The organism is Kineococcus terrestris (assembly GCF_041020755.1).
GTDB lineage: Bacteria > Actinomycetota > Actinomycetes > Actinomycetales > Kineococcaceae > Kineococcus > Kineococcus terrestris.
The window spans coordinates 35,334-53,691 of record NZ_JBEUEI010000002.1; the positions used below are offsets into that span (position 1 = coordinate 35,334).

An 18,358-nucleotide genomic window follows, 5' to 3' on the forward strand; every position below is an offset into this window, starting at 1 on the left:
GCGTGCAGCCGGTCATCGACAACATCGACCTCTTCTGGAGCGGCTTCCTGCGCTCCCTCGGCATCGCCGCGCTGGGGGCCGTCGGCAGCCTCCTGTGGGGCACCGTCCTCGCGGTCTTCCGGATCTCCCCGATCCCGGTGCTGCGCGCGTTCGGCGCGTTCTACGTGACCTGGCTGCGGAACACGCCCCTGGCGATCGTGCTGTTCACGATGGCCTTCGGGATCCCCACCGTGGGCATCAACGCGTCCTACTACGTCTTCGGCGTCACCGCCCTGGTGCTCTACACCTCGGCCTTCGTCTGCGAGGCGGTGCGCTCGGGCATCGCGACGGTGCCGACCGGGCAGGCCGAGGCCGCCCGGGCGATCGGCCTGACGTTCCGCCAGATCGTGGGGCTGGTGATCCTGCCGCAGGCGCTGCGCGCGGTCGTGCCCCCCGTGGGCAACGTCCTCATCGCGATGACCAAGAACAGCGCCGTGGTCGGCGCCTTCGGCGTGGGCGGCGAGCTGTTCAGCGTCTACGCGCGCCTGACCAGCGCGCAGGGCTACCCGCAGCTGCCGATCCTGACCGGCGTGGCCATCGGCTTCCTGATCATGACCCTCAGCACGGCCGCCCTCCTGGCGCTGGCCGAGCGCCGACTGGAGGTGGCCCGGTGAGCCAGCCCGAGGCCGTCCTCTTCGACACGCCGGGGCCGCGGGCCCGGCGGCGCATCCTCCTCGGCAGCCTGGTGGCGGCCGCCGTCCTGGTCGGGTTCGTCGTCGTGGTGGTGCTGCGCCTGGCCGAGCGCGGGCAGTTCGACCCGGAGCTGTGGAACCCCCTCGTCAACCCCTCCGACGAGCAGTTCCCGGCGGTGTGGTCGCGCATCGGCGACGGCCTGGTGGTCACCCTGCGCGCCGCCTTCTTCGCCGTCCTGCTGTCCCTGGTGATCGGCATCGTCATCGCCTCCGCCCGGCTCTCGCTCGGGCGGGCGGCGCGGCTGCCGCTCGTCGGTGTCATCGAGCTGCTGCGCGGGCTGCCGGTCATCGTGACGATCCTCTACGTGGACGTCCTGACCCGGGCGCTGGGCGTCAACCAGGGTCCCGAGGTGTCCCTGGTCATCGGGCTCACCCTGTACAACTGCGTGATCATCTCGGAGATCGTGCGGGCCGGGGTCCTCGCGCTGCCGAAGGGGCAGGTGGAGGCGGGCCTGGCGATCGGCCTGACCCGCGGGCAGGTGATGCGCGCCGTCCAGCTGCCGCAGGCCGTGCGGGCCATGCTGCCGGCGCTGATCAGCCAGCTCATCGTCATCCTCAAGGACACCGCGCTGGCCAGCATCGTGCTCGCGCTCATCCAGGACCTGGGCAAGATCGCCGACCAGTTGCGCGGTTTCCTGGACAACCCCCTGCAGACGTACTTCGTCATCGGGCTCATCTACATCGCCATCAACGTGCTGCTGGAGCAGGTGGCCAAGTACGTGCAGCGGCGCACGGCGACCGGGCGCCGCCGTCGCCGGCCCGCGGACCGGCCCGCTCAGCAGGCGGAGCTGCAGGCCCCGGGCGCGCGGGGCGCCTGAGCGGTCGCGCTGCCGGGACGCCGCCCGGGTCCCCGGGCCCGCGCCGACGGTCAGTCGCCGTCGGCCGCCCCGCGGAGGATCCCGCCCGCGCGGTCCCCGTCGTCCGTGTCGTCCGTGTCGTCCGTGTCGTCCGTGTCGTCGACGGTCCCCGGGACGTGCGCGGAGCCGTCCAGCTCCAGCTCGTCCTCGTCCACCTGGTCCACCTCGTCCGCGGCGAGCTCCTCGCGGACGACGCTCATGACGAGGCCGGGCGGGAAGCCGCGCCGGGCCAGCGCCCCGGCGAGGCGGCGCTGGCGCACGACGCGGTCGAGGCCGCGCGTGGCGGCGAGCTTGCGCTGCACGAGGCGTCGCGCGGCGGCCTCCTCGGAGGCGTCGTCGACGGCGTCCACGGCCTCGCGGGCCGTCTCGTCGTCCACGCCCTTGCGGCGCAGCTCCAGCGCCAGCGCGCGCCGGCCCCGCTGGCCCTGCCGGGCGTTGACGAACCCCTCGGCGTAGCGGGCGTCGTCGACGAGGCCGACGTCCTCGAAGCGGTCGAGGACCTCGGAGGCCACCTCGTCGGGGACGTCGCGGGCCGCCAGCTTCTCGGCCAGCTGGGCGCGGCTGCGCGGCGCCATCGTCAGCTGGCGCAGGGCGATGGCGCGGGCGACGTCGTACGGGTCGGGCTCCCGGTCCGGGTCCTCCGCCGGACCGGGAGCCCTCCCCGTGCGCGGGGACCTGCTCAGAACTGGACCGCCGGCTCCTCGGCCGGGGCGTCCACGCGCGGGCCGACCCCGAGCTTCTCCTTGATGCGCTTCTCGATCTCGTCGCCGAGGTCGGGGTTGTCGCGCAGGAAGGCGCGGGCGTTCTCCTTGCCCTGGCCCAGCTGGTCGCCCTCGTACGTGTACCAGGCGCCGGACTTGCGGACGAAGCCGTGCTCGACGCCCAGGTCGATCAGGCCGCCCTCGCGGGAGATGCCCTGGCCGTACAGGATGTCGAACTCGGCCTGCTTGAACGGCGGGCTGACCTTGTTCTTGACGACCTTGACGCGGGTGCGGTTGCCGACGGGCACGGTGCCGTCCTTGAGCGTCTCGATGCGGCGGACGTCCAGGCGCACGGAGGCGTAGAACTTCAGCGCCTTGCCGCCGGTCGTCGTCTCCGGCGAGCCGAACATGACGCCGATCTTCTCGCGCAGCTGGTTGATGAAGATGGCCGTCGTGCCGGAGTGGTTGAGCGCACCGGTGATCTTGCGCAGGGCCTGCGACATGAGGCGGGCCTGCAGACCGACGTGGCTGTCGCCCATCTCGCCCTCGATCTCCGCCTTGGGCACCAGGGCCGCCACGGAGTCGATGACGATGATGTCGAGCGCGCCGGAGCGGATGAGCATGTCGGCGATCTCGAGGGCCTGCTCACCCGTGTCGGGCTGGGAGACGAGCAGTGCGTCGGTGTCCACGCCGAGCTTGGCGGCGTAGTCGGGGTCGAGGGCGTGCTCGGCGTCGATGAAGGCGGCGATGCCGCCGGCGCGCTGGGCGTTGGCCACGGCGTGCAGGGCCACGGTCGTCTTGCCGGAGGACTCCGGGCCGTAGACCTCCACGACGCGCCCGCGCGGCAGGCCGCCGATGCCGAGCGCGACGTCCAGGGAGATCGCCCCGGTGGGGATGACCTCGATGGGCGGGCGGCTCTCGTCGCCGAGCCGCATCACGGACCCCTTGCCGAACGACTTGTCGATCGCGGCGAGCGCGGATTCCAGGGCCTTCTCGCGGTCCGCGGGAGCGGGCATGTCCTCACCTCGGGTGTCGTCGGCGGGCCGGGGCCCGCCGTGCGTGTGTGTCGTCGAGGACGCTACGACCCGCCTCCGACACGAGCCCCGCGCGCGGGGCCCGGTGTGGACGGCGGGGCGGTCCGGCCCCCTGTGGACCCCTCCACGATAGGCGTACACGTGTTCGAGCGGCCACCACCGGCGCGTGCGCGTGTCGGGCCTGGCTAGCCTCCGGCGCACGGCCGCGCCCGGCGGCCCCGACGGTCGAGGAGGACCAGCCCGTGAGCGCGACGACCGAGACCCCGACCCCGCCCGACGGCGGCGTCCCGCGCGTGCTGGAGGCCCGCGGCGCCGGCCTCGTGCCCGGCGGCGAACGGCTGGAGCGCCTGGGGACGATGTCCACCTGGGCCGAGGGCCCCGTCTGGCTGCCGCAGGAGCGGGCCGTGCTCTTCAGCGACATCCCCGGCGACCGGGTCCTGCGCTGGGACGAGGAGGGCGGGCTGCGCGTGCACCGCGAGGGCGCCGAGCACACCAACGGCCGGACCCTGGACGCCGAGGGCCGGATCGTCGCCTGCTCGCACGGGCGCCGCGCGCTCGAGCACGAGGACGCCTCGGGCGACACCTCCGTGCTCGTCGACCGCTGGGCCGGTCACCGCTTCAACTCCCCCAACGACGTCGTCGTCGCCCGCGACGGGTCGATCTGGTTCACCGACCCGCCCTACGGCATCAGCGTCGTCGTCGAGGGGCACCCGGGCCGGCGCGAGTACGGCGACAACTGGGTCTTCCGCTTCGACCCGGTCACCGGCGAGGTGCGGCCCGTGGTCACCGACGTCGAGGAGCCCAACGGCCTGGCCTTCTCCCCCGACGAGTCGCTGCTCTACGTGGCCGACACCTCCGCCGCCCCCGTCCCCGGTGGCGGCTCGCACCGGCTGGTCCGCGTCTACGACGTGCTGCGCGGCACGCGCGGGGGCCGGGGGCCCGGCGCGGTGCCGGGCGGGCCGGTGGCCAAGAACGGCCGCGTCTTCGTCCAGGTCGACCGCGGGCTGGCCGACGGCTTCCGCGTCGACACCGCCGGCAACGTGTGGACCTCGAACGGCGACGCGGTGTCCGTGTACGCGCCCGACGGCGCGAAGCTGCTGGAGGTGGTCGTCGGCGAGGTCGTCGCCAACCTGTGCTTCGGCGGCGACGACGGCACCACGGTGTTCGTCACCGCCTCCACCAGCCTGTACCGGCTGCGCACGAGCGCCGTGGGCGCCGACCTGAAGTGGCTGTGAGACCCGCGGCGGCGGCTCAGCCCGAGCGCGGCCGGCGGGCGGGGTCCTTGCCCAGGCGCCGCTCGGGCGGCACGTCCATGGCCTCGCACAGCGCCAGCCAGACGGCCTTCGGGTCCACCCCGGCGTCCAGGGCCTGGCGGGGGGTGCGGTCCTCCAGCGCCAGCAGCACCTGGTCGGCGGCCAGCGAGCGGCCGTAGGCGGCGCCGAACTCGTCCTCCACCAGGGTCCAGAACTCGCTGTGTCGCACGGGGGCACCCTGCCACGCCGGTCCGGGCGCCACCCGCCGCGCCCCGTCGCGCCCCGTCGCGCCCCGTCGCGCCCCCGTCGCCCCGGGGCTCCCGCCGCGCGCCGGGCGCGTGTCGGAGGCGGGTGGTCTGATGACGGCATGTCCCCCCGAGCGCCCCGCGGAGCCGCGGCCGAGCAGTCCGCGCCCGACCCCGCGACCGTGCTCGGGCGCTTCTCCGAGGCGACCCGGGCCTGGTTCACGGGCGCCTTCGAGGCGCCGACGGCCGCGCAGGTCGGCGCGTGGGACGCGGTCAGCCGGGGCCGGCACGCGCTGGTCGTGGCGCCCACGGGCTCCGGCAAGACGCTGTCCGCCTTCCTGTGGGCGCTGGACCGCCTGGCCGGCGAGCCGGTCCCCGAGGACCGCGACCTGCGCTGCCGGGTGCTGTACGTCTCGCCGCTGAAGGCGCTGGCCGTCGACGTCGAGCGCAACCTGCGCAGCCCGCTGACGGGCATCCGGCAGGCCGCCCAGCGGCTGGGCCTGCCCGTGCCCGACGTGCGCGTCGGGCTGCGCTCGGGCGACACCTCCACCGAGGAGCGCCGCGCCTTCACCCGCACGCCCCCCGACGTGCTCATCACGACGCCGGAGTCGCTGTTCCTGCTGCTGACCTCCCGCGCGCGCGAGCAGCTGCGCGGGGTGCGCACCGTCGTCCTGGACGAGGTGCACGCCGTGGCGGGCTCCAAGCGCGGCGCGCACCTGGCGCTGTCGCTGGAGCGGCTGGACGCGCTGGTCACCGCGGCCGGCGGCGAACCGGCCCAGCGGGTCGGCCTGTCCGCGACCGTGCGGCCCGTGGACACGGTCGCGCAGTGGGTCTCCGGCGGGCGCCCGGTCACCGTGGTCCAGCCGCCGGCCGACAAGCGCTTCGACCTGCGGGTCGTCGTGCCCGTGGAGGACATGTCCGACCTGGACGCCTCCGGCCGCGGCGCCGAGAGCGACGACCTGACCGGCCAGGCCGCCGGCGAGCCGCGGCGCGCCAGCATCTGGCCGCACGTGGAGGAGCGCATCGTCGACCTGGTCGCCGACCACACCTCCACACTGGTCTTCGCCAACTCCCGCCGGCTGTCCGAGCGCCTGACCGCGCGGCTGAACGAGGTGTGGGACGAGCGGGGCGAGGAGGCGGGCGACGGGCACGACGACGGCGGTGCGCCCGCGCTCGGGCACGCTCCCCCGCCGCCGGCGCAGCTGATGGGCGCCGCCGGGCAGGCGGCCAACCGCCCGCCGGTGCTGGCGCGCGCCCACCACGGTTCGGTGTCCAAGGAGCAGCGCTCCCTCATCGAGGAGGACCTCAAGGCCGGCCGGCTGCCCGCCGTCGTGGCCACCTCCAGCCTCGAGCTCGGCATCGACATGGGCGCGGTGGACCTCGTCGTGCAGGTGGAGTCGCCGCCCAGCGTGGCCAGCGGCCTGCAGCGGGTGGGCCGGGCCGGGCACCAGGTGGGCGCCGTCTCGCGCGGCGTGCTGTTCCCCAAGTTCCGCGGCGACCTGCTGCAGACGGCCGTGGTCGTCGAGCGCATGCGCGACGGGCTCATCGAGGAGCTGCGCGTGCCGCAGAACCCGCTGGACGTGCTGGCCCAGCAGGTCGTGGCGATGGTCGCGATGGACGAGTGGACGGTGCCCGAGCTGCACGAGCTCGTCCGGCGCGCCGCGCCGTTCGCCTCGCTGTCGCGCCCGGTGCTCGACGCGGTCCTGGACATGCTCTCCGGCCGCTACCCCAGCGACGAGTTCGCCGAGCTGCGCCCGCGCCTGGTGTGGGACCGCGTCGGCGACGTGCTCACCGGCCGCCCGGGCGCCCAGCGGCTGGCGGTGACCAGCGGCGGGACGATCCCCGACCGCGGCCTGTTCGGCGTCTTCCTCGCCGGTGGCGAGGGACCCGGCCGGCGGGTGGGCGAGCTGGACGAGGAGATGGTCTACGAGTCCCGCGTCGGCGACGTGGTGACGCTGGGCTCGACGGCGTGGCGGGTGGAGGACATCACCCACGACCGCGTGCTGGTGACCCCGGCGCCGGGCCAGCCGGGCAAGCTGCCGTTCTGGCACGGCGACGCCCTCGGCCGCCCGGCGGAGCTGGGCCGCGCCCTGGGGGCGTTCGTGCGCGAGCTGGCCGGCCTGCCGGGCGGGTTCGCCGGCGCGGCCGCCCGCGAGCGGGTGCGCGCGGCGGGCCTGGACGAGTGGGCCGCCGACAACCTGCTCGCCTACCTGGAGGAGCAGCGCGAGGCCACCCGCCACGTGCCGGACGACCGCACGATCCTCGTCGAGCGCTTCCGCGACGAGCTGGGCGACTGGCGCATCTGCGTGCACTCCCCCTTCGGCGGCCAGGTGCACTCCCCGTGGGCGCTGGCGCTGGGCGCGCGCATGCGCGAGCGGTTCGGCGTCGACGTGCAGGCCATGCCGGCCGACGACGGCGTCGTCCTGCGCCTGCCCGACCTCGACCTGCCCGAGGGGCAGGCGCCGGACGTGGCCGACCTCGTGGTGCTCGAGCCGGAGGAGGTCGACGAGCTCGTCACCGCCGAGATCGGCGGCTCGGCGCTGTTCGCCGCCCGGTTCCGCGAGTGCGCCGCCCGGGCGCTGCTGCTGCCGCGCCGCCAGCCGGGCCGGCGCCAGCCGCTGTGGCAGCAGCGCCAGCGCGCCGCGTCGCTGCTGCAGGTGGCCAGCCGCTTCGCCAGCTTCCCGATCGTGCTGGAGACGGTGCGCGAGTGCCTGTCCGACGTCTTCGACGTCGCCGGGCTGCAGCAGCTCATGCGGGACCTGGCCGCCCGGCGGGTGCGCGTGGTGGAGGTGGAGACCTCCCAGCCCTCGCCCTTCGCCCGCGGCCTCGTCTTCGGCTACGTGGCCCAGTTCCTCTACGAGGGCGACTCCCCGCTGGCCGAGCGGCGCGCGGCCGCCCTGGCGCTGGACCCGAGCCTGCTGGCCGAGCTGCTCGGCCGCGGCGAGGGCGCGGCGCTGCGCGACCTGCTCGACCCGGACGCCGTCGTGCGCACGGAGGAGGAGCTGCAGCGGCTGGCGCCGTCGCGGCGCTGCGCCGACGCCGAGGACGTCGCCGACCTGCTGCGGGTGCTCGGCCCGCTGAGCACCGCGGAGGTCGTGGCCCGCAGCGGGCGCGCCGCCGCCCCCGCCGGGGAGGAGGACGCGGCGGGGGCCGGCACCGCGAGCGCCGCGCCCACCGCGGAGCCCGGCGAGGTGGCGCGCTGGCTGCACGGGCTGGAGGACGCCCGCCGCGCCATCCGGGTGCGCATCGCCGGGCAGGAGCAGTGGGCCGCGATCGAGGACGCCGGCCGGCTGCGCGACGCCCTGGGCACCCCGCTGCCCGTCGGCGTCCCCGAGGCGTTCACCGAGCCGGTCGCCGACCCCCTGGCCGAGCTGCTGGGCCGCTACGCCCGCACCCGGGGCCCCTTCACGGCCGCCGACGCCGCGGCCCGCTTCGGCGTGGGCCGCGCGGTGGCGCTGGACGGGTTGCGCCGCCTGCAGTCCGCCGGGCGGCTCGTGGAGGGTGAGCTGCGCCCGGGCGGCACGGGTCTGGAGCTCTGCGACGCCGAGGTGCTGCGCGTGCTGCGCCGGCGGTCGCTGGCGGCGCTGCGCGCCGACGTGGAGCCGGTGCCGCCGCGCGACCTGGCCCGCTTCCTGCCCGCGTGGCAGGGCGTCGGGACGGGACTGCGCTCGCGGCTGCGGGGGGTCGACGGGGTCCTGCGCGCGGTCGAGCAGCTGGCGGGAGCGGTGGTACCGGCCAGCGCGGTCGAGCCGCTCGTGCTGGCCGCGCGCGTGGAGGGCTACCAGCCGGCGATGCTGGACGAGCTGACCGCCGCCGGAGAGGTCGTGTGGGCCGGTCACGGCAGCCTGCCCGGTGACGACGGCTGGGTCTCCCTGCACCCGGCGGACCTGGCACCGCTGACCCTGCCGGACCCGGAGGCCGACGCCGCCGAGGACGTCGAGGGGGACCTGCACCGCGAGGTGCTGGCCGCGCTCGAGGGCGGCGGGGCCTACTTCTTCCGCGCCCTGGCCGACACCGTGGGGTGCACCGACGACGGCGCCCTGACCGCGGCGCTGTGGGACCTCGTGTGGGCGGGGCGGATCAGCAACGACACCCTCGCCCCCCTGCGAGCCCGGCTCGCCGGCCGGGGCGCGCACAAGGCGCGCAGCGCCGCGCCGCGCTCGCGGTACGCCCGCTACGGCGCCCGGCGCGGTGCCCGCGGGCTGCGCGGCGGCGTGGAGCTGCCCTCCCGGGGCGGGCCGCCGTCGGCCGCGGGGCGCTGGTCCCTGCTGCCCGAGCGCGAGGAGGACGCGACGGTGCGCGCGCACGCGGTGGCGGAGGTCCTGCTGGACCGGCACGGCGTGGTCACGCGCGGGGCGGTGACCGGCGAGCGCGTCCCCGGCGGCTTCGCGGCCGTGTACCGCACCCTGGCCGCGTTCGAGGAGGCCGGACGGGCCCGGCGCGGCTACTTCGTCGAGGGGCTGGGCGCCTCCCAGTTCGCCACCACCGGCGCGGTGGACCGGCTGCGCGACAGCGCCCGCCCGCTGGGCGGGGAGCGTCCCTCCGACCGGGCGCGGGAGGCCGGGCCCACCCGGGTCCCCGACCTGCCGGGCCGGGAGGGTGCGGGCAGGACCGGCCGCGGCCGGCCCGAGGGGCCGGGCGCCCTGGTGCTCGCGGCGACCGACCCGGCCAACCCCTTCGGGGCGGCGCTGGGCTGGCCCGAGCGCGGGGAGGTCAGCGCGGGTGCCAGCGGGCACCGGCCCGGGCGCAAGGCGGGCGCGCTGGTCGTCCTCGTCGACGGCGAGCTCGTCCTGTACGTCGAGCGCGGCGGGCGTTCCGTCCTGTCCTGGACGGAGGACGAGACGTCGCTGCAGGCCGCCGCGGACTCGCTCGCGCTGGCGGTGCGCGACGGCGTGCTGGGGCGGCTGACCGTCGAGAAGGCGGACGGCGCCGGGGTCCTCACGGGCGGGACGGCGCTGGGCCGCGCGCTCGAGGGCGCCGGGTTCCACGCCACCCCGCGCGGGCTGCGGATCCGCACGTGAGGCTCGTGCGGGCCGGCGGCGGCCGGCGGGCGGCCCGGCACCGGGTGCCGGACCGGGACGTGCCGCAGCGGAGCCGGGAGCGGGGGCGCGGCACGGTCCCGCAGCGGGGAGGGTGGCCGGCGCGTGCCTGAGGGCGACGTGGTGTGGCGCACGGCGCGGCGCCTGCACCGGGCGCTGGCGGGCCGGACGCTGACGGCCACGGACTTCCGCTGGCCGAGCCTGGCCGAGGCCGACCTGTCCGGGCGCGAGGTGCTGGAGGTCGTCAGCGCCGGCAAGCACCTGCTGCTGCGCACGGCGGCGACCGGTGAGCCGGGGTCGGTGCCGCTGACGGTGCACAGCCACCTGCGCATGGAGGGGTCCTGGCACGTGCACCGCACCGGCGAGCCGTGGACGCGGCGGTCGGCCTCCGGGGTGCGGGTGGTGCTGACCAGCGACGAGTGGACGGCGGTCGGGCACAAGCTGGGCATGCTCGACCTCGTCGCCACCGACCGCGAGGACACCCTCGTGGGCCACCTGGGCCCGGACCTGCTCGGGCCCGGGTGGGACGTGGCCGAGGCCGCCCGGCGGCTGACCGCGGTACCCGACCGGGAGCTCGGCGAGGCACTGCTGGACCAGCGGGTGCTCGCCGGGGTGGGCACCTTCTACATGGCCGAGGCGTGCTTCCTCGCCCGCCTGAGCCCGTGGTCGCCGGTGTCCGCCCTCGACGACCCCGGCCGCTTCCTGCGGCTGGTCCACCGCCTCCTGGACGCGAACAAGGAGCGGGCGGAGCAGGTGACCACCGGGGACCTGCGGCGCGGCCGGCAGAACTTCGCGCACGCCCGCTCCGGGCTGCCCTGCCTGCGCTGCGGGGCCACGGTGCGCGTCGCGATGATCGGCCGGGCGCCGCAGGACCGCACCGCCTTCTACTGCCCCGGCTGCCAGGCGGGGCCCGCGCCCACCGACGATGGGCGGCCGCAGCGGCCCCTCGGGTCCGAGCGCCCCGCGGGCCGCGCGACCCGCACCGCCCGCACCCGCCCCGCGTACCGCCGCTGACGGCCCTCGGGAGGCGCACCGGGCCGCGCGGACCGGCCGCACGAGCCCGGGCGCGGCCCGGACGCCCCGGACGCCCCAGACGGCCCGGCGTCGAGGTCCCGGACGGGCGGCGCGACCCCGGACGCACGAGGGCCCGCCACCGTCACCGGTGGCGGGCCCAAGCGGGACGCGTCAGGCCGCGGGGACGAGCCGGCGTCGCAGGATGAGCTCGAGCTCCTCGGGGAGCCCGTCGAGCTCGACGGTCAGTTCCTCCACGGTGTCACCGGAGAGGCTGTCGACGGCGGAGTCGACGATGGTGCCGGCGGCGCCGTCCACGGTGGTGTCCGCCACGGACTCCAGCGAGGAGGCGTCGGCGGGGTCCGCCGCCCCGGCGGAGCGTGCGGGCTCGACCGCGGGCGGCTGCCCCACGACGGGCAGCGTCCGCGGCGCCGCCGGGACGGGCGCCGCAGCGGCGGGCCGGGCCGGGCGCACGGCGGCCAGGGCGCCCGCGGGAGCCGGAACCGGCGCGGCCGGACGGGGAGCGGCGGGCACGATGCCCTCCGCGGCGTACGGCTGGCGCACGCCCTCCTCGTCCGCGATGCGGCGGGTCACCTCGCCGAGGACCTGGGACAGGGGGACGTCGAGGGCGGTGCAGATGGAGGCCAGCAGCTCGCTGGAGGCCTCCTTCTGGCCGCGCTCGACCTCGCTGAGGTAGCCGAGGGACACGCGGGCGGTCGAGGACACCTCGCGCAGGGTCCGGTGCTGGCCGCGCCGCTCGTCGCGCAGCACGTCCCCGATGGTGCGGCGGAGCACGACCATGCGGCGGCCTCCCTCGGGTGGTCGAGGGGGCAGACCCCGGGGTCCCGCCGTCGTGGCCGGCACCGACCGGTAGCTGCCCGTAGTGGTCGTTCCACCGTACCCCGGGGACCGCCGCGACGGCGTGGTGGGAGCAGGGTTGCGCACGACTGGCTCAACTCCTCCACGGGCCCGTGTGTTCCGGGCGGGCGAGGCCGTCGCGCCGCACCGCCCCGTCAGGCCCCCCGTCAGCGCGGGGCGGCGAGCGCGAGCAGCTCCGCGAGCGCCGCCGCCACGGTCGCCCGGCGGACCTGCGGGCGGTCACCGGGCAGGTGCAGCGCCCGGTGCCGCGCACCGCCGGGCAGCGCGTCGGCGGCCAGGCCGACGAACACCGTCCCGGCCGGGTGCCCGTCGGCCGGGCCCGGCCCGGCGACGCCGGTGGTGGCCACGGCCACGTCCGCCCCCGTGCGCTCGCGCGCGCCGCGGGCCATCTGCTCGGCGACCAGCCCGTCGACGGGCCCCGTGGCGGCCAGCCGTTCCGGGTCGACGCCGAGCAGGGACGCCTTGAGCTCGGTGGCGTAGGCGACCACCCCGCCGCGCACGACCGCGGAGGCGCCCGGCACGTCGACGAGGGTCGCGCACAGCAGTCCCCCGGTGAGCGACTCGGCGGTGGCCACCGTCAGCCCCGCGTCCCGCAGCGCCGCCACGACGGCTCCCGCGGCGGCCTCCGCGGTGGCCTCCGCACCGGCCTGCCCCGTCACCGGCGCCCGCGCGCGAGCCGCCAGAAGATCCCCACGTACTCGGCGGCGCTGGTGAGCGTGAGGACCACCGCCAGGACCATGACGGCCTGCGCCACGAGGTGCGGCTCGGTGGACGGGAACGGCAGCACGTACAGGCCCACCGCGACGGACTGCACGACCGTCTTCAGCTTGCCGCCGCGGCCGGCGGGCACGACGCCGCGGCGGATGACGAGGAAGCGGGCGAGGGTGACGAGCAGCTCGCGCGCCAGGACCACGACGGTCGCCCACCACCACAGCCGGTCCTGCAGCGACAGCACGACGAGCCCGGCGCCGATGAGGGCCTTGTCCGCGATCGGGTCGGCGATCTTGCCGAAGTCGGAGACGGAATCCCAGCGGCGGGCCAGGTGCCCGTCGTAGCGGTCGGTGATGATGGCGGCGAGGAAGACGGCGGTGGCGGCCAGCCGCCAGCCGACCGAGTCCCCGCCCTGCACGGCCAGGAACCAGACGAAGACCGGGACGGCGACGATGCGCAGGACCGTCAGGGCGTTCGGCAGGTGCAGGCGGTGCGCCGTGCGCCACTGGAAGCCCTCGCGGGCGCGGCTGCTCACGGCCGGCCCGGCCCGCCGGCGGGCCCGACGAGCGGCTCGCCCAGCGGCTCGCCCAGCGGCTCGCCCAGCGGCACCGCCAGCAGGTCCGCCCCCGCAGCGCCCGTGACCCGGGCGCGCACGAGGTCGCCGACGGCCACGCGCGCGCCCGGCGGCAGGTCCAGCTCGGTCTCGCCGTCCACGTCGGGCCCCTGGTGGGCGGCGCGGCCGGTGACGTGCGGGTCGCCGTCGGCGTCGACGACGGACTCCACGAGGACCTCCACGACCTCCCCGAGGCGGTCCTCGGCGCGCTGGGCGACGAGCTCCTCCACGAGGCGGGAGACGCGGTCGGTGCGGGCGGCCACGACGTCGGCGTCCAGGTGGCCGTCGAGGCCCTCGGCCTCGGTGCCGTCCTCGTCGGAGTAGGCGAAGACGCCGACGACGTCGAGGCGGGCGCGCTCGAGGAAGGAGCACAGCTCGTCGACGTCGGCCTCGGTCTCGCCGGGGAAGCCGACGATGACGTTGGAGCGGATCCCCGCCAGCGGGGCGCGCTCGCGGACCTGCTCCAGCAGGGCCAGGAACGGCTCGGTGCCGCCGAAGCGGCGCATGCGCCGCAGCACCCCGGGCGCGGAGTGCTGGAAGGACAGGTCGAAGTAGGGCACGACGCCGGGGGTCGCGGTGAGCGCGTCGAGCAGTCCGGGCCGCACCTCGGCCGGCTGCAGGTACGACACGCGGACCCGCTCGATCCCCTCGACGGCGGCCACGCGCGGCAGCAGCGCCTCCAGGGCGCGCAGGTCCCCGAGGTCCTTGCCGTAGCTGGTGGTGTTCTCGCTGACGAGGAAGACCTCGCGCACGCCCTGGGCGGCCAGCCACTCCGTCTCGGCGACGACCTCGTCGGCGGGGCGGGAGACGAAGGAGCCGCGGAAGGCGGGGATGGCGCAGAAGCTGCAGCGGCGGTCGCAGCCGGTGGCGATCTTCACCGGCGCCCAGGGACCGCTGCCGAGGCGGCGGCGCACGACCCGGGGGCCGGAGGCGGGCGCCAGGCCATCGGGCAGGTCGGGCGCCGCGCCGGCGGGCGGCGCGGTGGCGACGGTGCGGGCGGCCCGCGCGGCCTGGCGCTCGGCGGGCGCCAGCGGCAGCAGGCTGCGCCGGTCGCGGGGCACGTGGGCGCGCGGCTTCTCGCCGTGCAGGACGGCGGACAGGTGGGTGGAGAGGTCGGCGTAGGAGTCGAAGCCGAGGACGGCGTCGGCCTCGGGCAGCGACTCGGCCAGGTCCGCGCCGTAGCGCTCGGCCAGGCACCCGACGGCGACGACGGCGCGGGTGCGGCCGCTCTCCTTGAGGTCGGCGGCGGCCAGCACGGTGTCGATGGAGTCCTTCTTGGCCTGCTCGACGAACCCGCAGGTGTTGACGACGGCCACGTCGGCGCCGTCGGGGTCGTCGACCAGGCGCCAGCCGGCGTCGGCGAGGCGGCCGGCCAGCTCCTCGGAGTCCACGTCGTTGCGGGCGCAGCCGAGGGTGACGAGCGACACCGTCCGCTCGCCCGTCCCCGCGCCGGGTCCTCCGCCGGCCGCCGGTGCGGTGGTCGGCGGGGGCGGGGACACGACGGCGTCTGGCACGTGCACAGGGTACGCACCGGGCGCGCGCGCACCGCCCGCGCGCGGGCTCAGGCCGGGGGCCCGGCGCCGTCCAGGGCCGGTGCCGCGGGGGCCGCCGGCGCGTCCGGCGCGGCCACGACGGCGACGGGAGCCGGGGCCGCCGCGACCGGCGCCTCGTCGAGGGCCACGGCCGGGTGCGGGCCGTGCGCGTCCTCCAGCAGGGCGCGCATGGGCCGGGTGGGCCGGAACCAGCCGCCCTCGGGCGGCAGGGCGGACAGGCGCGTGCGCCCGAGGGAGACCTGGAAGGCGCCCGGGACGTCCTCGAGGTCGACGAACTCGATGAGCGGGGACTCCTGCGCGTAGCCGGCGACCTCGGCGAAGGACAGGACGACGCAGCGCACACCGGCGCGGTGCAGCTCCTCCAGGGGGCCCAGGAAGTTGCGGCCGTCACCGCTGGCGACGACGAGGCGGCGCAGCCGGTGGCTGGCCCGGCGCTCGGCGATGTGCTGCAGCATCGCCTCGTCGACGTCGTCCTCGGGGTGGACCTTGGGGCGGGCGAAGACGGCGTAGCCGAAGCTGCGCAGCGCCTCGATCCAGCCGCGCAGCGACACGGCGGCGGTGGGCTGGACGTTGGTGAACACGCAGCCCTCGACCTCGTGGTCGGCGGCCTCGGACAGGAACCAGCGGGCGATGGCGTCGAAGCGGGGCCGGTCGGAGGAGGCCGGGCGCGAGCCGAGGATCGCCGACAGCGTCATGTCGATGTTGGGCGCGTCCCAGACCAGGAGGTCGAGGTCGCGGCGGGTCTCCTCCCGCCGCGGCGGCTCCTGGGGGCGGGGCGAGTCCATGTCCTCAAGTTACACGGAGAGTCACCGCATCGCGACGCGCTGCTCGCTCTGCGTGACGTGTCGCCCGGACCCGCCCCCGCCAGGGGGTCAGCGCCGCTCGACGAGCTCCCAGGCGTCCTCGCCGCCGTCGGCGTCGACGACCTCCAGGTCCTCCCCCGCCGGCTCCAGGGCGGTCGGCGGCTCCTCGCCGCGCATCAGCGCCAGCGTCCCGGGCAGGTCCTCCGGGCGCACCAGCACGTCGCGCGCCTTGGAGCCCTCGCTGGGACCCACGACGCCCCGCGACTCCAGCAGGTCCATCAGCCGCCCCGCCTTGGCGAAGCCCACCCGCAGCTTGCGCTGGAGCATCGACGTGGAGCCGAACTGCGTGGTGACGACCAGCTCGGCCGCCTGCAGCAGCACGTCGAGGTCGTCGCCGACCTCCTCGTCGACCTGCTTCTTCTGCGCCGGGGCCACGACGTCCTCGCGGTACGTCGGCTTCAGCTGCGACTTCACGTGCGAGACGACGGCCTCGATCTCGCTCTCGGTGACCCACGCCCCCTGCACGCGCATGGGCTTGGAGGCGCCCATCGGCAGGAACAGCGCGTCGCCCTGGCCGACGAGCTTCTCCGCGCCCGGCTGGTCCAGCACGACGCGCGAGTCCGCCAGCGAGGACGTCGCGAACGCCAGGCGGCTGGGCACGTTGGCCTTGATGAGACCCGTGACGACGTCGACGCTGGGCCGCTGGGTGGCCAGCACGAGGTGGATGCCGGCCGCGCGCGCCAGCTGCGTGATGCGCTGGATCGAGGCCTCCACGTCGCGCGGGGCGACCATCATGAGGTCGGCCAGCTCGTCGACGATGACCAGCAGGTACGGGTACGGCTGCAGGACGCGCTCGCTGCCCGGCGGCGGCGTCACCTTCCCCGCGCGCACCTGGCGGTTGAAGTCGTCGATGTGCTTGAACCCGTACTCGGCGAGGTCGTTGTAGCGCTGGTCCATCTCGCGCACGACCCACTCCAGGGCCTCGGCGGCCTTCTTGGGGTTCGTGATGATGGGCGTGATGAGGTGCGGGATGCCCTCGTAGATCGTCAGCTCGACCCGCTTGGGGTCCACGAGCACCATGCGCACCTCGTCGGGCGTGGCGCGCATGAGGATCGAGGTGATCATGGAGTTGACGAAGCTCGACTTGCCGGCGCCGGTGGCGCCCGCGACGAGCAGGTGCGGCATCTTGGCGAGGTTGGCGACGACGAACCCGCCCTCGACGTCCTTGCCGACGCCCATGACCATCGGGTGCTCGGTGCGGGTGGCGACGGCGCTGCGCAGCACGTCGCCCAGCGACACCGTCTCGCGGTCGGTGTTGGGGATCTCGATGCCGATGGCGGACTTGCCGGGGATCGGCGACAGGATCCGCACGTCCGCGCTGGCCACCGCGTAGGCGATGTTCTTGCTCAGGGCGGTGACGCGCTCGACCTTGGTGCCCAGTCCCAGCTCGACCTCGTAGCGGGTGACGGTCGGACCGCGGGAGAAGCCCGTGACGCGGGCGTCGATGCCGAACTGGTCCAGCACGCCGGTCAGCGCCTCGACCACGCGGTCGTTGGCGGCGCTGCGCTCCTTGGGCGGGGTGCCGGGGCTCAGCGCCGCGGGCTCGGGCAGCGCGTAGGTGACGTCACCGGTCAGGGCCAGCTGCTCGATGCGCGGGGGCAGGTCGGTGGGATCGGTGGTGACGGTCTCCGGCGTCGTGGCCGGCACGGCGGCGGCGTCGAGGGCGGCGACGGCGGCCCGCACCGACGGCGGGTCGGAGGGGACGGCGCGCCGCTCCCCCGGCCGCGGCCCACCCCGACCGCCCGCGGCGGGCTCGTCGTCGCCGGGCGTCGCGTCCGCGGCGGGGTCGGTGCTGACGGGCGTCTCGAACGCCTCGTCGCCGGGCCGGGCGCCGGCGGCCGCGGCGGCGGCCTCCTCGGCGCCGGCGGCCTCCGCGGCCCGGCCGCGGCGGCGGCGCGAGCGCGGCTGCTCGCCGTCCTCCCCGCCCCGCGGCGCGTCGGCGGCCGGGTCGGTCGCCTCGCCGCGCCGGGCGGCACCGGCCCGGGCGCGGGCCAGCGCCCGCGCGGGCAGGTCCCCGCCGTGCCCGCGGGCGCCGTCGTGCTCGTGGTCGCGGTGCGGGCGGTGGGTGAGGCGCTCGTACGCCTCCCGCAGCCGCACGGGGATGGCGTGCACGGGGGTGGCGGTGACCACGAGCAGGCCGAAGAAGCCCAGCAGGACGAGCAGCGGCACGGCGACCCAGCCGGTCAGCGCGGCCGCCAGCGGTCCGGCGACGAGGAAGCCGACCATGCCGCCGGCGTCGACGACGACGTCCGCACCGGCCTCGCCGGTGGGCGAGGGCGCCCCGGAGGCCAGGTGGACCAGACCGGTGGCGGCCAGCACGAGCGCGATCGTGCCGACGACGGCGCGGGTGGTGGTCTGGGTGTGGTCGGGGTGGCGCAGCAGGTGCACGGCCAGGGCCAGCAGGACGACGGGCAGCGCGAGCGCCACCTCGCCGAAGGTGCCCGCGGCCACGGTGTGCACGACCTGCCCGGCCGTGCCGGGCAGCCCCCACCACTCGCGGGCGGCGACGACGAGCGCGAGGCCCAGCAGCGCCAGGCCGACGCCGTCGCGGCGCAGCTCGGGGTCCAGGTCGCGCGCGCCGCTGCCGATGCGGCGGGCCGCGCCGCCGACGAGGTGGGCGCAGCCCATCCAGGTCGCCGAGACGGCCCGCACGGGCCACGACGGGCCGGTGCGCTGCGGGCGGGCCGGGGCGGGGCGCTTGGCGGACGAGCGGTTGCCAGCCGGGCGGCTGGAGCCGCCGCGGGCGGTGGCCCGCGTCGCCCCTCCGCCCCGCGCGCCGGTGCCCTTCGCGCCGGCGCCCTTCGACCCGCCGGACGACCCCTTGGACGTGGTCGTGCGCGTGCTCGCCCGGGTCGCCATGGGATCACC

Annotated in this window: 12 protein-coding genes and 2 pseudogenes; 5 read left to right on the forward strand and 9 right to left on the reverse strand. The window is 76.8% G+C overall.

Features of this window, described 5'->3' with window-relative positions; genetic code table 11:
• Positions 1-2: 2 nt before the first annotated feature.
• Together AB8M62_RS01485 and AB8M62_RS01490 are read left to right on the forward strand one after the other, a co-directional pair.
• Positions 3-653 (forward strand): amino acid ABC transporter permease, encoded by a 651-nt coding sequence (locus AB8M62_RS01485; RefSeq protein ID WP_369068423.1) that lies wholly within the window; start codon positions 3-5, stop codon positions 651-653.
• A complete protein-coding gene (locus tag AB8M62_RS01490) occupies positions 650-1,549 on the forward strand; it encodes an amino acid ABC transporter permease (protein ID WP_369068424.1) in 900 nt (299 codons plus the stop codon). Before AB8M62_RS01485 ends, AB8M62_RS01490 begins: the two co-directional genes overlap by 4 nt.
• A 50-nt stretch (positions 1,550-1,599) precedes the next feature.
• Here AB8M62_RS01490 and AB8M62_RS01495 read toward each other — a convergent pair whose 3' ends face one another.
• Both AB8M62_RS01495 and recA read right to left on the reverse strand, forming a co-directional pair.
• Positions 1,600-2,271 (reverse strand): regulatory protein RecX, encoded by a 672-nt coding sequence (locus AB8M62_RS01495; protein WP_373694836.1) that lies wholly within the window; start codon positions 2,269-2,271, stop codon positions 1,600-1,602.
• Between the two features lie 2 nt (positions 2,272-2,273).
• A pseudogene (gene recA, locus AB8M62_RS01500) lies at positions 2,274-3,305 on the reverse strand (recombinase RecA); the annotation flags it as partial.
• Positions 3,306-3,565: 260 nt separating this feature from the next.
• Between recA and AB8M62_RS01505 the strand changes: the two are divergent.
• A complete protein-coding gene (locus AB8M62_RS01505; RefSeq protein ID WP_369052971.1) occupies positions 3,566-4,558 on the forward strand; it encodes an SMP-30/gluconolactonase/LRE family protein in 993 nt (330 codons plus the stop codon).
• Positions 4,559-4,574: 16 nt separating this feature from the next.
• Here the strand turns inward: AB8M62_RS01505 and AB8M62_RS01510 are convergent, their stop codons facing one another.
• Entirely contained in the window at positions 4,575-4,805 is a 231-nt protein-coding gene (locus AB8M62_RS01510) for a DUF3046 domain-containing protein (RefSeq protein WP_369052970.1), read from the reverse strand.
• Positions 4,806-4,943: 138 nt separating this feature from the next.
• Between AB8M62_RS01510 and AB8M62_RS01515 the strand changes: the two genes are divergently transcribed.
• Both AB8M62_RS01515 and AB8M62_RS01520 read left to right on the forward strand, forming a co-directional pair.
• Entirely contained in the window at positions 4,944-9,842 is a 4,899-nt protein-coding gene (locus AB8M62_RS01515; protein WP_369068426.1) for an ATP-dependent helicase, read from the forward strand.
• A gap of 123 nt (positions 9,843-9,965) precedes the next feature.
• Positions 9,966-10,874 (forward strand): DNA-formamidopyrimidine glycosylase family protein, encoded by a 909-nt coding sequence (locus AB8M62_RS01520; protein WP_369068427.1) that lies wholly within the window; start codon positions 9,966-9,968, stop codon positions 10,872-10,874.
• Between the two features lie 429 nt (positions 10,875-11,303).
• On the opposite strand, the pseudogene AB8M62_RS20080 reads toward AB8M62_RS01520, so the two are convergent.
• From AB8M62_RS20080 to AB8M62_RS01550, 6 genes and pseudogenes are all read right to left on the reverse strand, one after another.
• A pseudogene (locus tag AB8M62_RS20080) lies at positions 11,304-11,672 on the reverse strand (helix-turn-helix domain-containing protein); the annotation flags it as partial.
• 224 nt (positions 11,673-11,896) lie between these two features.
• Positions 11,897-12,409 (reverse strand): CinA family protein, encoded by a 513-nt coding sequence (locus AB8M62_RS01530; RefSeq protein WP_369052966.1) that lies wholly within the window; start codon positions 12,407-12,409, stop codon positions 11,897-11,899.
• Positions 12,406-12,996 (reverse strand): CDP-diacylglycerol--glycerol-3-phosphate 3-phosphatidyltransferase, encoded by a 591-nt coding sequence (gene pgsA, locus AB8M62_RS01535; protein ID WP_369052965.1) that lies wholly within the window; start codon positions 12,994-12,996, stop codon positions 12,406-12,408. Before pgsA ends, AB8M62_RS01530 begins: the two co-directional genes overlap by 4 nt.
• Positions 12,993-14,501 (reverse strand): 30S ribosomal protein S12 methylthiotransferase RimO, encoded by a 1,509-nt coding sequence (rimO, locus tag AB8M62_RS01540; protein ID WP_369068543.1) that lies wholly within the window; start codon positions 14,499-14,501, stop codon positions 12,993-12,995. Before rimO ends, pgsA begins: the two co-directional genes overlap by 4 nt.
• Positions 14,502-14,635: 134 nt before the next feature.
• Positions 14,636-15,412 carry an NYN domain-containing protein gene (locus AB8M62_RS01545; RefSeq protein ID WP_369068428.1) on the reverse strand — a complete coding sequence of 259 codons (777 nt, stop codon included), beginning with the start codon at positions 15,410-15,412 and terminating at the stop codon, positions 14,636-14,638.
• A gap of 87 nt (positions 15,413-15,499) precedes the next feature.
• Positions 15,500-18,349: a DNA translocase FtsK gene (locus AB8M62_RS01550; RefSeq protein WP_369068429.1), complete on the reverse strand. Its 2,850-nt coding sequence runs from the start codon at positions 18,347-18,349 to the stop codon at positions 15,500-15,502.
• Between the last annotated feature and the right edge of the window lie 9 nt (positions 18,350-18,358).

Coding starts and splice junctions, on each gene's coding strand:
- AB8M62_RS01515 (WP_369068426.1), top strand. CDS start 4,944: ATGTCCCCCCGAGCGCCCCGCGGAGCCGCGGCCGAGCAGTCCGCGCCC.
- AB8M62_RS01545 (WP_369068428.1), bottom strand. CDS start 15,412: ATGGACTCGCCCCGCCCCCAGGAGCCGCCGCGGCGGGAGGAGACCCGC.
- AB8M62_RS01550 (WP_369068429.1), bottom strand. CDS start 18,349: ATGGCGACCCGGGCGAGCACGCGCACGACCACGTCCAAGGGGTCGTCC.